Annotated in this window: 12 protein-coding genes; 8 read left to right on the top strand and 4 right to left on the bottom strand. The window is 66.8% G+C overall.

Going from position 1 to position 15,011, the window contains the following annotated elements; all coding sequences use genetic code 11:
* Nucleotides 1-257: 257 nt before the first annotated feature.
* The 3 genes from ACQKLX_RS29335 to ACQKLX_RS29345 form a co-directional block, all read right to left on the bottom strand.
* Complete coding sequence (locus ACQKLX_RS29335; protein WP_427365088.1) at nucleotides 258-764, bottom strand: cupin domain-containing protein; 507 nt, start codon at nucleotides 762-764, stop codon at nucleotides 258-260.
* A 132-nt stretch (nucleotides 765-896) separates the two neighbouring features.
* Entirely contained in the window at nucleotides 897-1,925 is a 1,029-nt protein-coding gene (locus tag ACQKLX_RS29340) for an alpha/beta fold hydrolase (protein ID WP_427365089.1), read from the bottom strand.
* Between the two features lie 86 nt (nucleotides 1,926-2,011).
* Nucleotides 2,012-2,428 carry an organic hydroperoxide resistance protein gene (locus ACQKLX_RS29345; RefSeq protein WP_427365090.1) on the bottom strand — a complete coding sequence of 139 codons (417 nt, stop codon included), beginning with the start codon at nucleotides 2,426-2,428 and terminating at the stop codon, nucleotides 2,012-2,014.
* Nucleotides 2,429-2,576: 148 nt separating this feature from the next.
* On the opposite strand from ACQKLX_RS29345, the gene ACQKLX_RS29350 reads away from it, so the two are divergent.
* The gene (locus tag ACQKLX_RS29350) at nucleotides 2,577-3,059 is read left to right on the top strand and encodes a MarR family winged helix-turn-helix transcriptional regulator (protein WP_427365091.1); all 483 of its coding nucleotides are present in this window, start codon (nucleotides 2,577-2,579) and stop codon (nucleotides 3,057-3,059) included.
* Between the two features lie 228 nt (nucleotides 3,060-3,287).
* On the opposite strand, the gene ACQKLX_RS29355 is transcribed toward ACQKLX_RS29350, so the two are convergent.
* Complete coding sequence (locus tag ACQKLX_RS29355) at nucleotides 3,288-4,475, bottom strand: pyridoxal-phosphate-dependent aminotransferase family protein (RefSeq protein WP_427365092.1); 1,188 nt, start codon at nucleotides 4,473-4,475, stop codon at nucleotides 3,288-3,290.
* A 148-nt stretch (nucleotides 4,476-4,623) separates the two neighbouring features.
* Here ACQKLX_RS29355 and ACQKLX_RS29360 point away from each other — a divergent pair, with 148 nt between their 5' ends.
* The 7 genes from ACQKLX_RS29360 to ACQKLX_RS29390 form a co-directional block, all read left to right on the top strand.
* Complete coding sequence (locus ACQKLX_RS29360) at nucleotides 4,624-5,328, top strand: GntR family transcriptional regulator (protein ID WP_427365093.1); 705 nt, start codon at nucleotides 4,624-4,626, stop codon at nucleotides 5,326-5,328.
* A 224-nt stretch (nucleotides 5,329-5,552) separates the two neighbouring features.
* Nucleotides 5,553-6,536: a Bug family tripartite tricarboxylate transporter substrate binding protein gene (locus tag ACQKLX_RS29365; protein ID WP_427365094.1), complete on the top strand. Its 984-nt coding sequence runs from the start codon at nucleotides 5,553-5,555 to the stop codon at nucleotides 6,534-6,536.
* 203 nt (nucleotides 6,537-6,739) lie between these two features.
* Nucleotides 6,740-7,240: a tripartite tricarboxylate transporter TctB family protein gene (locus ACQKLX_RS29370; RefSeq protein WP_427365095.1), complete on the top strand. Its 501-nt coding sequence runs from the start codon at nucleotides 6,740-6,742 to the stop codon at nucleotides 7,238-7,240.
* A 10-nt stretch (nucleotides 7,241-7,250) separates the two neighbouring features.
* Nucleotides 7,251-8,780 carry a tripartite tricarboxylate transporter permease gene (locus tag ACQKLX_RS29375; RefSeq protein ID WP_427365096.1) on the top strand — a complete coding sequence of 510 codons (1,530 nt, stop codon included), beginning with the start codon at nucleotides 7,251-7,253 and terminating at the stop codon, nucleotides 8,778-8,780.
* A complete protein-coding gene (locus ACQKLX_RS29380) occupies nucleotides 8,777-11,710 on the top strand; it encodes an FAD-binding and (Fe-S)-binding domain-containing protein (RefSeq protein WP_427365097.1) in 2,934 nt (977 codons plus the stop codon). The genes ACQKLX_RS29375 and ACQKLX_RS29380 overlap by 4 nt, the downstream gene beginning before the upstream one ends.
* Nucleotides 11,711-11,754: 44 nt before the next feature.
* Nucleotides 11,755-13,089 carry a YncE family protein gene (locus tag ACQKLX_RS29385; RefSeq protein ID WP_427365098.1) on the top strand — a complete coding sequence of 445 codons (1,335 nt, stop codon included), beginning with the start codon at nucleotides 11,755-11,757 and terminating at the stop codon, nucleotides 13,087-13,089.
* Between the two features lie 246 nt (nucleotides 13,090-13,335).
* Nucleotides 13,336-15,011, top strand: a 1,676-nt coding sequence (locus ACQKLX_RS29390) for a DNA translocase FtsK (protein WP_427365099.1), incomplete at its 3' end; no start/stop codon positions are given.

Here is a 15,011-nt window from a genome sequence, read left to right on the forward strand (position 1 = left end):
ACGACGCCCGCCCAGGTCTTCGCCGCCAGGATCGACCGCGAGGCGCTGGTGGCGGAAGCCGGCCTCGACTGGCGCCTCTCGCAGGCCACCGCGCTCGGCCTGACCTACTCGGCCGCCATCGGCGAGCGCGCCCGCGATCACGCCCTCAAGGGCAGGGTCGAGATGCGGTTCTGATTGCAGGCTCTGTCTTGGTCTGGTGATGTCGGCTGAGAGCGAACCAGTTTCGCTGGCAGCCGTACCAGCCGGTGGCGTCTGCCTCAGGCGGCGAGGCCGCCCTGCGATCCGCGGTTGCCGCGCAGCATGTTGCGCAGCTGATAGGCCAGTGCGACCGGCGCCGGGAGGCGCTTGCGGCAGAAGGCGATCTTGCGGACGTAATTGTCGATCCGCCATGTCGCCCAGGTCTTGCCGGCGAAATAGGCGATGTCGCCCTGGCGCAGCGTCCGCTGTGAGCCGTCCTGCGCGGTGACATGGACCTCGCCTTCGAGGATCACGACGGTCTCGTCCCAGTCGAAGAACCAGCGGAATTCGCCGGCGGTGCAGTCCCACATGGCGGTGGAGGCGGCATCGTCGCCGGCGCGCGAATGCAGGCCGACGCGCGCGAACGGTTCGCCGGAGATGATCCAGGACGGCTCGATCGGGGAGGGCTCCAGCGGCAGGTCGTCCATGCCGCGGGCCACGAGAGGTGCTTGCTCTGCCGGAGCGGCCAGCGGAATCTGCCGCATCATCATCGCAGCGGCGCCGGCTAGCATCATCTTCAAGGCCATTAATTCCTCCCTAAAATCGCTTGGGATCATAGGGGAGGCGGGTAAAGGCGGCCCTCGGGAATTCCTCGCATTTGTCGGCATCCGGTAACGGCCCGGGTAACCATCCCGAGCCGCTCGCCATGAGCGCCGCCTTCAGGCGCGGTCGACCGCGATGATCGCCTCGGCGAAGGCGGCCGGGGCCTCCTGCGGCAGGTTGTGGCCGATGCCGCCATCGAGCGTCCGGTGGCGGTACCAGCCGGAGAATTTTTTGGCGTAGGCGGCCGGATCGGGATGCGGCGCGCCATTGGCGTCGCCTTCCAGCGTGAAGGTCGGGACGGTGATGACGGGGAAGGCTGCCAGCTTGCTCTCCAGCGCGTCGAATTGCGCCTCACCCTGCGCCAGGCCGAGGCGCCAGCGGTAATTATGGATCGAGATCGCTACATGGTCGGGATTGTCGAAGGCCGTCGCCGAGCGCGCGAAGACCGCGTCATCGAACCTCCACTTCGGCGAGGCGGTCTCCCAGATCAGGCGGGCGAAGTCGCGGGTGTTCCTGGCGTAGCCGGCCGCGCCCCGCTCGGTGGCGAAATAGAACTGGTACCACCACTGCTGCTCAGCCTTCGGCGGCAGCGGCGCTTCGTTCAGCTTCTGGCTGCCGATCAGATAGCCGCTGACCGAGACCAGCCCCTTGACCCACTCGGGCCAGAGTGCCGCGACGATGCAGGCCGTGCGCGCGCCCCAGTCGCAGCCGCCGAGCAGCACCTTGTCGAGCTTGAGCGCATCCATCAGCGCGATGACGTCGACGGCGAGTGCGGCCTGCTGGCCGTTCCGCGGCGTGTCCTGCGAGAGGAAACGGGTTTCGCCATAGCCGCGCAGCGAAGGCACGATCACCCGATAGCCCCTGGCGGCCAGGAGCGGGGCAACATCGACATAGGTGTGGATGTCATAAGGCCAGCCATGCAGCAGGATGACGACCGGACCATCGGCGGGGCCCTGCTCGGCATAGGAGACGCGGAGCACCCCGGCATCGATCTGCTTGAGCGTCCCGAAGGAGGACAGCGTGGCCGGCGCCGCGAGAGCTGATCGGCCGAGGCCGAGCCCGGCCGCGGCGATTGCCGTCGTCATGGCGCCGACAAAGAAGCGGCGGCTGGGATCGATGGTTTCGGAGGCCTTGGCCTTGGTCATGATGGAATGCCTTCTGCGCGAGGTGGCGACGACTGGGAGAAGAAGGGCGCCGGCGGAGATCTCCGCGCGGCGCCGTCCGGTACAGGTCAGACGAGGTTGATCTCGACCTCGATGTTGCCGCGGGTCGCCTTGGAGTAGGGGCAGGTCCGGTGCGCCGCATCGACCAGGGCGCGGGCGGTGCCGCGATCCAGCCCCGGCAGGGCGACGTTGAGGCGGGCCTGCAGGAAGTAGCCGGCCTCGCCATGGCGCAGGTCAACCTCGGCATCGACGGCGGTCTCGGCGGGAACCGCGACCTTGCGCTCGCGCGCCGCCAGCCCGATCGCGCCGATGAAGCAGGCCGACCAGCCGGCGGCGAAGAGCTGCTCGGGATTGGTGCCGGCGCCGGGCACGCCGGGGGAGGTCAGATTGACCTCGAGACGGCCATCCGAGCTGCGGGCGGCGCCGTCGCGGCCGCCGGTGGTGTGGGTGCGGCCGGTGTAGAGAACCTTGTCGGTAGAGGACATGTCTGGCTTCCTTTCGTGAATTAGATCGTATCCGATCTAATCGGATGCGGTCATATATGTGAAGCGCTCAAACGATGTCAAGTCTTCCGATTTAATCGGATGCGATATATATTGAGGAACAATGACGCGCTCACGACGAGGCCCGGCCATGCCCGCTCCGACCCCGAACGATCCGAATGTGCCCAAGCTGGCGAATTTCCTCTGCTTTGCGATCTATTCGGCCAATCTGGCCTATGGGCGCGCCTACAAGCCGATCCTCGACGAACTCGGCCTGACCTACACCCAGTACATCGCGATCATCGCGCTTTGGGAGGAGGATAATCAGAGCGTCGGCGGCCTGGGCGAGAAGCTGTTCCTGGAGTCGAATACGCTGACCCCGATCCTCAAGAAGCTGGAAGCGCTCGGCTATATCCGCCGCCAGCGCGATCCGGCCGATGAGCGCCAGGTTCGCGTCAGCCTGACACCGGAGGGCAGGGCCCTGCGCGAGAAGGCGCTGCCGATGAACCTGGTGGCGGCCGCCGGCCTTGGCGAGGATTTTCCGGTGGTGCAGAAGGCGGTGGTCAGGCTCCGCAGCAACCTGCTCAAGGCGGCGCGGGGGCAGGGGGCGAAGGCGGCTGAGGCTGCTGAGTGAGGTTCGCGCCTAGTTTCCAGCGGGCGATGATCGACGTGATATCCGCGGGGAACCCTTCTCCCGAGTGGGAGAAGGGTAGGGATGAGGGCCTGCCGTAGCCGGTCGAGGTCGCAGCGGAGCCGCCTCGCCTTAGCGATCAGCGGCGGTCCCTCACCCCTACCCCTCTCCCATCCGGGAGAGGGCATTCCGCGCTTGTTCGATGATATTGCATTACTTCTCTACCGGGGCTCAAGCCACGGCCTTGGCCTGGTTGCCAGATTCAGCGCCTTCGAGATCGGCCATCGCCGCCGAAACGCCGCCGCTGCGATGGGGCACGCCGGCGGCGGCAAGGCCCATCTCGACGCCGGAGAGGGCGCCGAGCAGAGCAAGCTCGTTGCACTCGCCGAGATGGCCGATGCGGAAGACCTTGCCGGCGACTTTTCCGAGCCCTGAGCCGAGCGAGATGTTGTACTTCTCCAGCGCGATCTTGCGGAAGCGGTCGGCGTCATGGCTCGGCGGCATCAGCACGGCGGTCAGGACCGGCGAGTGCTCGGCCGGATTCTCGCAGAGCACTTCGAGCCCCCAGGCCCTGACCGCGGCGCGGCAGGCGCTGGCGAGGCGCTTATGGCGGGAGAAGACCTGGTCCAGCCCCTCTTCCTGCAGCATGGCGAGCGCCTCCTTCAGCCCGTAGAGCAGGTTGGTCGCCGGCGTATAGGGGAAGAAGCCGCCGGCATTGATCCTGATCATCTCCTCCCAGTCCCAGAAGGAGCGCGGCAACGTGTTGTTCTTGGAGGCCGCGAGCGCCTTCTCCGAGACGGCGTTGAAGCCGAGGCCTGGCGGCAGCATCAGTCCCTTCTGCGAGCCCGAGACGGTGACGTCGACCTGCCATTCTTCATGACGGTAGTCGACCGAGGCGAGCGAGGAGATGGTGTCGACCATGAACAGGGCCGGGTGGCCGGCAGCGTCGATGGCCTTGCGGATCTCGGCGACGCGGCTGGTCGCGCCGGTCGAGGTCTCGTTGTGGACGACCATCACCGCCTTGATCCTGCGGGCCTTGTCCTCGGAAAGCCTCGCCTCGATCGCGGCCGGATCGGCGCCGCGGCGCCAGTCGCCCGGGATGAACTCGACCTCGATGCCGAAACGCGTCGCGATGTTCTTCCACAGCGTGGCGAAGTGGCCGGTCTCGGCCATCAGCACGGTATCGCCGGGCGAGAGCGTGTTGACGATCGCCGCTTCCCAGGCGCCGGTGCCGGAGGAGGGGTAGATCACCACCGGCTGCTTTGTCTTGAAGATGGCCTTGCTGCCTTCCAGCACGGTCTTGCCGAGCGCGGCGAACTCGGCGCTGCGATGGTCGATGATCGGCATGGCGATGGCGCGCAGAATCCGGTCCGGAATCGGGCTCGGACCGGGAATGTGCAGGAAGTGACGCCCTTGCATGATGTTCTTATCCTCCCCTAGGGCCAGGCGCCGCTGCGCCGTTGCCGGATATTTTGCATTCATTTTTTGGAAGATCAACTGCATCATGGTATGCTACTTGTCGACAAGCGGGCTCGACAGGCGAGCCAAGCCGACTTAGCGATGATGCATGAGCGAGCCGTTTCTCGATACTCTCGATGAGCAGGGCCTGGCGCCGCCCGAGGCTGCAAGACCTGCCGTCTCGCTGCATGAAGGGCTGCTCGCCGCGCTGCGCGACTTCATCGTCGAGGGCAATCTCGCCGATGGCGCGCGCGTTCCCGAGCGGGCGCTGTGCGAGCGCTTCAGCATCTCGCGCACGCCTTTGCGCGAGGCGCTCAAGGTGCTGGCGGCGGAGGGGTTGATTGAACTCCTGCCCAATCGCGGCGCGCGAGTGCGTGAGCTCAGCCCCGAGGATGTCCGCGAACTCTTCGACGTGATGGGCGGGCTCGAGGCGCTGGCGGGGCGGCTGGCCTGCGAGCGGATTTCTGAGGCGGAGTTTGCCGAAATCGAGCGGATGCATCATGAAATGTACCGCTTTTACCTGCGCCGCGACATGCATGGCTACTTCCATTGCAACCAAACGATCCATCAGTTGATCGTTGCGGCAGCAGGCAATGCGACGCTGGCTGCGACCTATGCCAGCCTGGCCGGCCGGATCCGGCGGGTGCGCTATTCGGCCAATCTCGCCAAGGATCGCGATCGCTGGGGCGAGGCGATGCGCGAGCACGAGGCGATCCTCGACGCGCTGCGCCGGCGCGCCGGCTCGGAGCTTTCCGACATCCTGTTCCTGCATCTGCGCAACAAGCGGAAGGCGGCGCAGGCTTCGGCGGGATGAGCGGCCGTTCCCGATGGCGTCATGCTCGGGCTTGATCTGGGCATCTCGGAGCAGGTGCTGTTTGGTCATGGGATTTTTGGGTCTGCCGTTCACTCCCACCCGAGGCTGATGGCAAGAAACGCCGTCAAATTTTTCATCTTCACTTTTCATATTGAATGCAAAATTTTTTGATCTAAGGTCCCTTCACCGCGCCGACAGAGCGCAATCATCGGGAGGGTGCGATCATGAAGCAGCAATGGCTGGCCGCGACCGCGATTCTGGCCGCCGGCATCGGGCAGGCGGCCGCCTGGGAGCCGACGAAGCCGATCGAGATCGTGGTGCCGTTCTCGGCGGGCGGGGCGTCCGACCAGATGGCGCGGACGATCCAGGGCATCATCCAGAAGCAGCAGTTCACCAAGCAGCCGATCATCGTCGTCAACAAGCCGGCTGCCGGCGGCGCCGAGGGCATGCTCGACATTCAGAAATCGGCCGGCGATCCGCACAAGTTGATCACCACCTCGAGCGGCATCTTCATGACGCCGATGGCGACCAAGCTGGCGCTGAACTGGACCGACTACACCCCGGTCGCGATGCTGGCGCAGGATTCCTTCCTGCTCTGGGTCAACGCCAAGTCGCCCTACAAGAATGCGGGCGACCTGATGACGGCGGCGAAAGCGGCCAGCCCGCCGATGAAGATCGGCGGCACCTCGTCCAAGCGCGAGGACAACCTGCTGGTCTTCGCCATGGAGAAGCAGGGCGGCACCAAGTTCGCCTACATCCCCTATACCTCCGGCGGCCAGGCGACGACGCAGCTGGCGGGCGGCCATGTCGAGGCCACCACCAACAACCCGGCCGAGGATCTCGCCAATTGGCGCGGCGGCGCCACGCGCCCGCTCTGTGTCTTCGCCGAGCAGAAGATGGCCTATACCGAGAAGGTCGCGGACGGGCAGTCCTGGGCCGACATCCCGACCTGCGCCTCGCAGGGGCTGAACGTCAGCTACCAGATGCTGCGCGGCATGTTCATGCCCGGCAAGGTCAGCAAGGAGCAGCAGGCCTTCTATGTCGACCTGTTCAAGAAGGTCTCGGAGACGCCGGAGTGGAAGGACTATCTCGCCCGCAATGCGCTGGCGGCGGATTATCGCGACGGCGAGGCCTTCGTTTCCTTCCTGAAGGCCGACGAAGCCAAGCACGAGAAGCTGATGACCGAAGCCGGCTTCATGGCGAAGTGAACCTGGGCCGCAATCACGGCCTAGGGCGTCATGGTCGGGCTCGTCCCGACCATCCACGTCTTCGCTTCCCTGATCGAGCGCGGTGTCCAAGACGTGGATGCTCGCCACAAGGGCGAGCATGACGAACTGGAGCGGCCGGCCTTGGAATGACGCCAGCAGCGCCGCCGACGCGGCTTGTCCGGGACGACCAGCGGGAGTGATTGATGTCATTGCCTTCCGAAACCGAAGCACCCGAACGCGGCATCTCGCGTCGCCCGGTCGAGATCGTCACGGCGCTGCTGTTGATCGGGCTCGCCGGCATCGTCCTCTATGACTCGCATGGCCGCGGCGCCGGCTGGGATGGCGGGCCGCAGAACGGCTTCTTCCCGGCCCGCGTCGGCTGGATCTTCCTTGCGGCCTCGCTATTCATCCTCTGGCAGTCCTTCCGCCGGCCGGACGGAGTCTTCGTCACCTATGAGCAGTTGCGGCAGGTGGTCCGGGTGCTGGGGCCGCTCGTGCTGTTCGTGGCGCTGATCCAGCCGCTCGGGCTCTATGTCGCCTCGGCGATCTTCATCATCGCCTTCATGGCGGTGGTCGGCACTTCACGCTGGTGGTCGATCCTGCTGACCGCCGTGATCGTGCCGTTCGCCTGCTTCTGGGTCTTCGAACTGCAGTTCCGCGTGCCCCTGCCGAAGGGCCCGCTCGAAGCCATGCTCGGTTACTGAAGGACGACCGATGGACGATCTCGCCTCGCTCATCGCCGGCTTCCAGGTCGCGCTCTCCTGGCACAATATCGGTTTCATGGCGGTCGGGGTCATCCTCGGCATCATCGTCGGGGTGCTGCCGGGGCTGGGCGGGCCGAACGGTGTCGCGATCCTGCTGCCGCTCACCTTCGGCATGGACCCGACCTCGGCGATCATCCTGCTGTCCTCGATCTACTGGGGCGCGCTGTTCGGTGGCGCCATCACCTCGATCCTGTTCAATATTCCCGGCGAGGCTTGGTCGGTCGCGACCACCTTCGACGGCTATCCGATGGCGGTGCAGGGCAAGGCGGCAGAAGCGCTGACTGCGGCCTTCACCGCTTCCTTCATCGGCGCGCTCTCGGGCGTCGTGCTGATCACCTTCGTCGCACCGCTGGTCGCACAGTTCGCGCTTAGATTCGGCCCGGCCGAGTTCTTCGCGGTCTTCCTCCTGACGTTCTGCTCCTTCATAGGCATGGGCCGGGAGAACCGCGCCAAGATCATCGCCTCGCTCTGCATCGGTTTCCTGCTTGCGGCCGTCGGCCTCGATTCGATCTCGGGCGATCTGCGCATGACCTTCGGCTCGACCGAGCTGATGCGCGGCTTCGACTTCCTGATCGTGGTGATCGGCCTGTTCGGCGTCAGCGAGATCCTGCTGACGGTCGAGGAAGGGCTGGTGTTCAAGGGCAAGCAGGCCAAGATCGACCTGATGGTGGTGCTGCGGACCTGGGCCGGCCTGCCGCGCTACTGGGCGACACTGCTGCGCTCGGCCGTCGTCGGCATGTGGATGGGCGTGACGCCGGGCGGGGCGATCGCCGCGTCCTTCATGGGCTACGGCCTCGCCAAGCGCTTCTCGAAGCGCGGCAAGAATTTCGGCAAGGGCGAGATCGAAGGCGTGCTTGCGCCGGAGACGGCCGCGCACGCCGCCGGCACCAGCGCACTGCTGCCGATGCTGGCGCTCGGCATTCCCGGTTCGGCCACCGCAGCGGTGCTGCTCGGCGGCCTGCTGGTCTGGGGCCTGCAGCCCGGGCCGATGCTGTTCGTCGAGCAGAAGGACTTCGTCTGGGGGCTGATCGCCTCGATGTATCTCGGCAATCTCGCCGGGCTGATCATCGTGCTGGCGACGGTGCCGCTCTTCGCCGCGATCATGCGGATCCCGTTCTCCTTCGTCGCGCCGGTGATCCTGATCGTCTGCGCGATCGGCGCCTACACGATCTCGAACTCGATGTTCGACATCTGGCTGATGCTGATCTTCGGCGTCGTCGGCTATGTCTTCAAGAAGCTCGACTACCCGCTCGCCCCGATGATCCTGGCGCTGGTGCTCGGCGACCGGGCCGAGGACGCCTTCCGCCAGGCCCTGCTCGGCTCGGGCGGCTCGCTCGGCGTGTTCTGGGCGAACGGACTGGTCGCGACGCTCGTCGTCCTGGCCCTGCTGCTGCTCTGCTGGGGGCCGGCCGGCGATGCGATTGCCGCACTGCGCGGACGCGGCCGGATAGACCCCGAGACCGTTGAGGCCACACGATGACGCAGGCCGCGCTGCCGCGCCCGCATAGCCGCAATCTCGGCTTCGAACGGAAACTGTCGCAGGCGCTCGAAGGGGAGGTGCGTTTCGACGCCTTCACCCGCGGGCGCTACGCCACCGACGCCTCGATCTACCAGATCGTCCCGCAGGGCGTCGCCTTCCCGAAGAGCGATGCGGACATTGCCGCAGCGCTGACGATCGCCGCAGAGCACGGTGTGCCGGTGATCGCGCGCGGCGGCGGCACCTCACAGAACGGCCAGCCGATCGGCGACGCGCTGATCCTCGACATGAGCCGGCATTTCAACGCGATCCGCGACTACGACCCGGTGGCGCGCACGGTCTGCGTCGCGCCCGGTATCGTGCTGGAGGCGCTCAACGGCCATGTGAAGAAGGATGGCCTGTTCTTCCCGGTCGAGCCCTCGACGGCGAGCCGCTGCACCATCGGCGGGATGGTCGGCAACAACTCCTCCGGCGCGCGCTCGCTGCGCTATGGCAAGACCGTCGACAATGTCATCGCGCTGAAGGCGATGTTCCATGACGGCGAACCCTTCGCGCTTGGCGAGGGGCCGGTCGGCGACAATGCCTCGCCGCGGGCGCGGGCGCTGATGGAGCAGATGCTGGGCCTGGCCGGCCGGCATCGCGACGAGATCGAGGCGATCTTCCCCAAGGTGCAGCGGCGCGTCGGCGGCTACAATCTCGACGAGCTGATCGTGCCGCGGCCGAACCTGTCGCATCTGCTGGTCGGCTCGGAGGGCACGCTGGCGCTGACGACGCAGGCGACGCTCAAGCTCTCGACCCTGCCGCAGCACCGCGTCATGGGCGTCTGCCATTTCCCGAATTTTCGCGCCGCGATGGAGACGACGCAGCACATCGTCGCGCTCGGGCCGGTCGCGGTCGAGCTCGTCGACAACAATGTGCTGGTCTTGGGCGCCGATATTCCGCTCTTCGTGCGCACGCTCGCCGACATCACCAAGGGCAAGCCGAACTGCCTGCTGCTGGTCGAGTTCGCCGGTGACGATCTTGCCGCGCTGAAGGGCGACCTCAGGCGGCTCGACCAGTGCATGGCCGATTACGGTTTCCCCGATGCGGTGGTCGAGGTGGTCGAGCCTGCCAGGCAGAAGCCGGTCTGGGAGGTGCGCGAAGCCTGCCTCAACATCATGATGTCGATGAAGGGCGACGGGAAACCGGTCTCGTTCATCGAGGACTGCGCAGTTCCGCTCGAGCATCTCGCCGACTATACCGACGCGGTCACCGCGCTGTTCGAGCGGCACGGCACGCGCGGCACCTGGTACGCGCATGCCTCGGTCGGTTGCCTGCATGTCCGCCCGATCCTCAACATGAAGACGGAAGCCGGCGTGAAGGCGATGCGCGGCATCGCCGAGGAAGCCTGCGAGCTGGTGCGCCGCTTCAAGGGCTCGTTTTCCGGCGAGCATGGCGACGGCATCTCGCGCTCCGACTTCGTCGAGCCGATGTTCGGCGGACCGCTCACCCGCGCCTTCGAGGCGGTCAAGGACGGTTTCGATCCCGGCAATCATCTCAACCCCGGCAAGATCGTCCGGCCCTACCACATGGACGATCGCAGCCTGATGCGCTTTCCGCCCGGCTACGCCACGCCGGTGCCGGTGGAAACGGCGCTCGACTGGTCCGACTGGGGCGGTCTCGGCGGCGCCGTCGAGATGTGCAACAACAACGGCACCTGTCGGAAGATGGCCGGCGGCACGATGTGCCCGTCCTGGCGCGCGACGCGCGAGGAGCAGCATCTCACCCGCGGCCGGGCCAATACGCTCAGGCTCGCCATCTCCGGCCAGCTCGGCGAGGACGCCTTCACCTCGCCGGAGATGAAGGAGACGCTCGATCTCTGCGTCTCCTGCAAGGGCTGCAAGCGCGACTGCCCGACCGGCGTCGACATGGCCCGGATGAAGGTCGAGTTCCTGCATCACTACCACGCGAAGCACGGCCTGCCGCTGAAGGAGCGGCTGATCGCCTTCCTGCCGCGCTATGCGCCGATCGCCGCCAAGCTGGCGCCCTTGATGAACCTGCGCGACCGCATCCCGCCGCTGGCCAAGCTCAGCGAACGCTGGCTCGGCTTCTCGGCGCGGCGCTCGCTGCCGGTCTGGCGCAAGCCCTGGCGCGAGGCAGTTGCGCAGTCGAGCGCATCCGATGTCAAAGGCGATGGCCGCGACATCGTGCTCTTCGGCGACACCTTCAACCGCTATTTCGAGCGCGAGAACCTGGAGGCGGCCGAGCGCGTGCTGCTGGCCGGCGGCTATCGCCTGCACCGCGTCGAAGCTGCGGGGGGAGGCCGGCCGCTCTGCTGCGGGCGCACCTTCCTCTCGGCCGGGCTGGTCGATGAGGCGCGGGCCGAGGCAAGGCGGACGCTCGATGCGCTCGCCCCCTTCGTCGCCAAGGGCGCGCGCATCGTCGGGCTCGAACCCTCCTGCCTGATGAGCTTCCGCGACGAATTTGCAGCGCTGCTGCCCAAGGCTGAGGTCGAGCCCTTGGCCAAGGCGGCGCTGCTGGTCGAGGAACTGCTCGCCGCCGACATAGCTGTGGGCCGGACCAGGCTGGCGCTGCGCGACCAAGGCGGGCGCGTCGCGCATCTGCACGGGCACTGCCACCAGAAAGCCTTCGATGCGATGGGCGCGGTCGAGAGGACCTTGCGGGCGGTGCCGGGGCTGGAGGTCAAGCCGATCGAATCGAGCTGCTGCGGCATGTCCGGCGCCTTCGGCTATGGCGCCGCGACGATCGACGTCTCGCTGACGATGGGCGAGCTCTCGCTGCTACCGGCGGTGCGCAAGGCGGCGGCTGGCGATCTCATCGTCGCCGACGGCACCAGCTGCCGCCATCAGATCCATGACGGCGCCGGCCGCGAAGCCGTGCACGTCGTCAGGGTGCTGGACGAGGCGCTCAAGGAGCACGCCACACCGACATAGCGAACGACGAACCCGGAGAACGGGACAACCGAGGGAGGACGACCATGCAAAGGACGACGCTTCTCGGCACGATGGTGGCGCTCTGCGCCATCGCAGCGGCGCAACCGGCCCTCGCCAAGGACTATTTCCTCGCGAGCGGGCGCTGGGACAATGTCGTCCTGGTCATCGATCTCGACAAGGCGATCGACCCGGCCAATGACGGGACGGCGAAGGCGGTGGTCAATCGCCTGCGCGTCACGCCGGATATCCAGGTCGACGGCAAGAGCGTGGTGTCGAGCGGCCAGCCGATCTCGATCGCGATCGCCCCGGAGCAGCGCCGCGCCTATGTCGTCAACCATTCCGGCCGATCGACGCCGGAGGCGGCAGCGGCCTTCCAGCACGGCCATGCCGGCACGGTGACGGTGGTCGATCTCAAGAAGGCGCTGGATCCGGCCAGCAACGGCACGCTCGGCGCAGTCGAGGGCTATATCGAGACCGGCGGCTTCGGCCCGACCGGTTTCGCCATCGCCGCCGACGGCAAGCATGCGGTCCTCGCCCATGCCGAGCAGGAGGGCGACGAGGATGGCGGGCGCCATCTCAGCATCGTCGACCTCTCGACCAACAAGGTGATCCGCAAGGTCGAGCAGGCCTATGGCAAGCCGGGCTTTGCCTGTCCGCCCAATCCGATCCCGCATCGTGCGCCCGATCCGAAGTTCGGCTGCTTTCCCGACACCAACGGCGTCACCATCAGCCCGCTCGGCGGCGGCACGATCTTCGGCGCCAATGGCGGCACCGACGACATCACGGTGATGAGCCTGCAGAAGGCGATCGCCGGCGAGAGCGGTGCGGAGGTGGCGCGCATCCCGGTCCAGGCCGGCGGCTTCGGCATCTCGACCAGCCCGGACGGCAGGCTCGTCGCCCATGCCTCGCGCGAGAATGCCCAGACCGACACGCCCGGCAACACCGTCACGATCGTCGATGTCGAGAAGGCGCTGAGCGATCCCGCCAAGGCCGAGGTGGCGCGCGTCCTCGTCGGCACCGATGACGAGAAGACGCCGACCCGGCCTTTCGTCGCCGCCTTCCTGCCTGATGGAAAGCGCCTCCTCTCGACCCAGTTCCGCTCGAACAACATCGACATCATCGACGTCGCCAAGGCGCTCGCCGGGCAGCCTGCGACGATCAAGCGCGTCGAGTTGAAGACGCCGGGCGGCGAGCCGTCGCGGCCGCGCGGCATCGCGATCACGCGGGACGGGAAATATGCGGCGATCACCGGTGCGCCCAAGGGCAAATCCAATTCCAGCGTCGTCTGGATCGTCGATCTGGCGAGCTATGAGGTGAAGGGCCGCGTCACCGAGATCGGCAATGAGAGCTATATGATCGGCGCCTTCCAGGCCGATTGAGAGGGCAGGGCGCAGGTCACGATCCACAGCTATTTCCGGCGCGAATTCAGGGGCTGTTAACCCTGCGCCGGTACCTCTCGATGCTCAGTCGAGTGAGTGTCGGGCCTAGCGTCAATCATGCGTCGAATCCATCGCAATCTCCAGACGAACAGCGCTTCTCCCGCCGCGCGGATTTCGGATCAACTATCTGATTTCGCTGATATTCCGGAGACGGCTCTAGTCGATCGCCGCGGGTCCGGAGCAGAGGTGCCGCCGGGGCTCGTCCGTTACGGGCGCACCCCCGACAAGGTTCGCCGGCAGGAGGTCGAGCGCCCTGCCGCCGAGGCGGCCATCCCGCTGCCCGAGTCCGAGCCGGAAGTGCCCGTCGATCCCGCTCGCGTCCGCTATTGGCGCACCCCCCAGCGCATGCTGCAGCAGGTCTGGGGCGGCGGGTCTGCGGAGATTCCGGCGCCCGAACTGGCGTCGCAAGCCGAGACCGAGATGGTGGGCGATGGCGAGGACGCACTGATCGCGTCGGATTTCGATTTGTCGCTGCCGGAAGAGAATCCGGCCGAGGCCGTCACGACCCCGTTCGCCTTCCTCTCCGATGCCGCCTTCTGGGAGTTCATCCCTGACGCGGAGCAGGAAGACGAGGCAACGTTCGAGACCGCTCCGCCAGTCCTCGCATCCAGGGCACCGGCGAGGTCTCAGCTGATCGCGCCGGTGGCCGCGGCAGAGCCGGCACGCCCGGCACCCGCTCCGGTTCCAGCCGCCGCCCCGGCGACCATGACCTTCGGCTGGACGCAGCCCTATCGTTTCGAGCTGAGTCTGACGCCGCCGGCTCTGCAGGTCATTGCAACCGCTCCTATGCCGGCCGTAGCGGAATCGGCCGCACCGGCACCCGCCCCGAAGGCCCAGGCTCCACGCCGCAGGATCATGGGACAGCTCGCTCCCGCCGCGGCGCCGGTCGCAGCTTCTGTGCCGAAGGCCGTCGAGGCGGAGGTCGCGCCCCCGGCCGCAGCGCCGAAGGTCTCGGTCGTGCCCGCGGCGCCGAAGCTGCGCGCGGCCATGCCGATGCCAAAGCCGATCGCGTCGATGGGCTTTGAGTTGCCGCCGATCGAGTTCCTGGCCGAGCCGCCGCAGATCGCGACCGCGATCCCTATCGAGATCATCCAGCAGAACTCCGGCCTGCTCGAAGGAATCCTGGAGGATTTCAACGTCCGTGGCGAGGTCGTGCAGGCCTGCCCCGGCCCGGTGGTCACGCTCTATGAGTTGGAGCCTGCGCCGGGGACGAAGAGCTCGCGCGTGATCTCGCTGGCGGACGACATCGCCCGCTCGATGAGCGCGGTGTCGGCGCGTGTCGCAGTGGTGCAGGGCAAGAACGCGATCGGCATCGAACTGCCGAACGCCAGGCGCGAGACCGTCTTCCTGCGCGAGCTTCTCGCCTCCCAGGATTTCGAGGGCACCAAGCACAAGCTGGCGCTCTGCCTCGGCAAGACCATCGGCGGCGAGCCGGTGATCGCCGACCTGGCCCGCATGCCCCACCTTCTCGTGGCGGGCACCACCGGCTCGGGCAAGTCGGTGGCGATCAACACCATGATCCTGTCGATCCTCTACCGGCTGAAGCCGGAGGAGTGTCGGCTGATCATGGTCGATCCCAAGATGCTCGAGCTTTCCGTCTATGACGGCATCCCGCATCTGCTCACCCCCGTCGTCACCGACCCGAAGAAGGCGGTGGTCGCGCTGAAATGGGCGGTGCGCGAGATGGAGGAGCGCTACAAGAAGATGTCGAAGCTCGGTGTGCGCAACATCGACGGCTTCAACGTCCGGGTCGGCGAGGCGCTGGCTGCCGGCGAGGTCATCACCCGCACGGTCCAGACCGGCTTCGACAAGCATTCGGGCGAGGCGATCTACGAGGAGGAGGCGATGGACCTGTCGCCTCT

The organism is Allobosea sp. NPDC003192 (assembly GCF_050275675.1).
In the GTDB taxonomy this organism is placed as follows: Bacteria; Pseudomonadota; Alphaproteobacteria; order Rhizobiales; family Beijerinckiaceae; genus Allobosea.

Excerpts from the sequence above, each read along its gene's own strand:
- ACQKLX_RS29335 (WP_427365088.1), bottom strand. The coding sequence starts at position 764 with ATGGCCTTGAAGATGATGCTAGCCGGCGCCGCTGCGATGATGATGCGG.
- ACQKLX_RS29340 (WP_427365089.1), bottom strand. The coding sequence starts at position 1,925 with ATGACCAAGGCCAAGGCCTCCGAAACCATCGATCCCAGCCGCCGCTTC.
- ACQKLX_RS29345 (WP_427365090.1), bottom strand. The coding sequence starts at position 2,428 with ATGTCCTCTACCGACAAGGTTCTCTACACCGGCCGCACCCACACCACC.
- ACQKLX_RS29350 (WP_427365091.1), top strand. The coding sequence starts at position 2,577 with ATGCCCGCTCCGACCCCGAACGATCCGAATGTGCCCAAGCTGGCGAAT.
- ACQKLX_RS29355 (WP_427365092.1), bottom strand. The coding sequence starts at position 4,475 with ATGCAAGGGCGTCACTTCCTGCACATTCCCGGTCCGAGCCCGATTCCG.
- ACQKLX_RS29360 (WP_427365093.1), top strand. The coding sequence starts at position 4,624 with ATGAGCGAGCCGTTTCTCGATACTCTCGATGAGCAGGGCCTGGCGCCG.
- ACQKLX_RS29365 (WP_427365094.1), top strand. The coding sequence starts at position 5,553 with ATGAAGCAGCAATGGCTGGCCGCGACCGCGATTCTGGCCGCCGGCATC.
- ACQKLX_RS29370 (WP_427365095.1), top strand. The coding sequence starts at position 6,740 with ATGTCATTGCCTTCCGAAACCGAAGCACCCGAACGCGGCATCTCGCGT.
- ACQKLX_RS29375 (WP_427365096.1), top strand. The coding sequence starts at position 7,251 with ATGGACGATCTCGCCTCGCTCATCGCCGGCTTCCAGGTCGCGCTCTCC.
- ACQKLX_RS29380 (WP_427365097.1), top strand. The coding sequence starts at position 8,777 with ATGACGCAGGCCGCGCTGCCGCGCCCGCATAGCCGCAATCTCGGCTTC.
- ACQKLX_RS29385 (WP_427365098.1), top strand. The coding sequence starts at position 11,755 with ATGCAAAGGACGACGCTTCTCGGCACGATGGTGGCGCTCTGCGCCATC.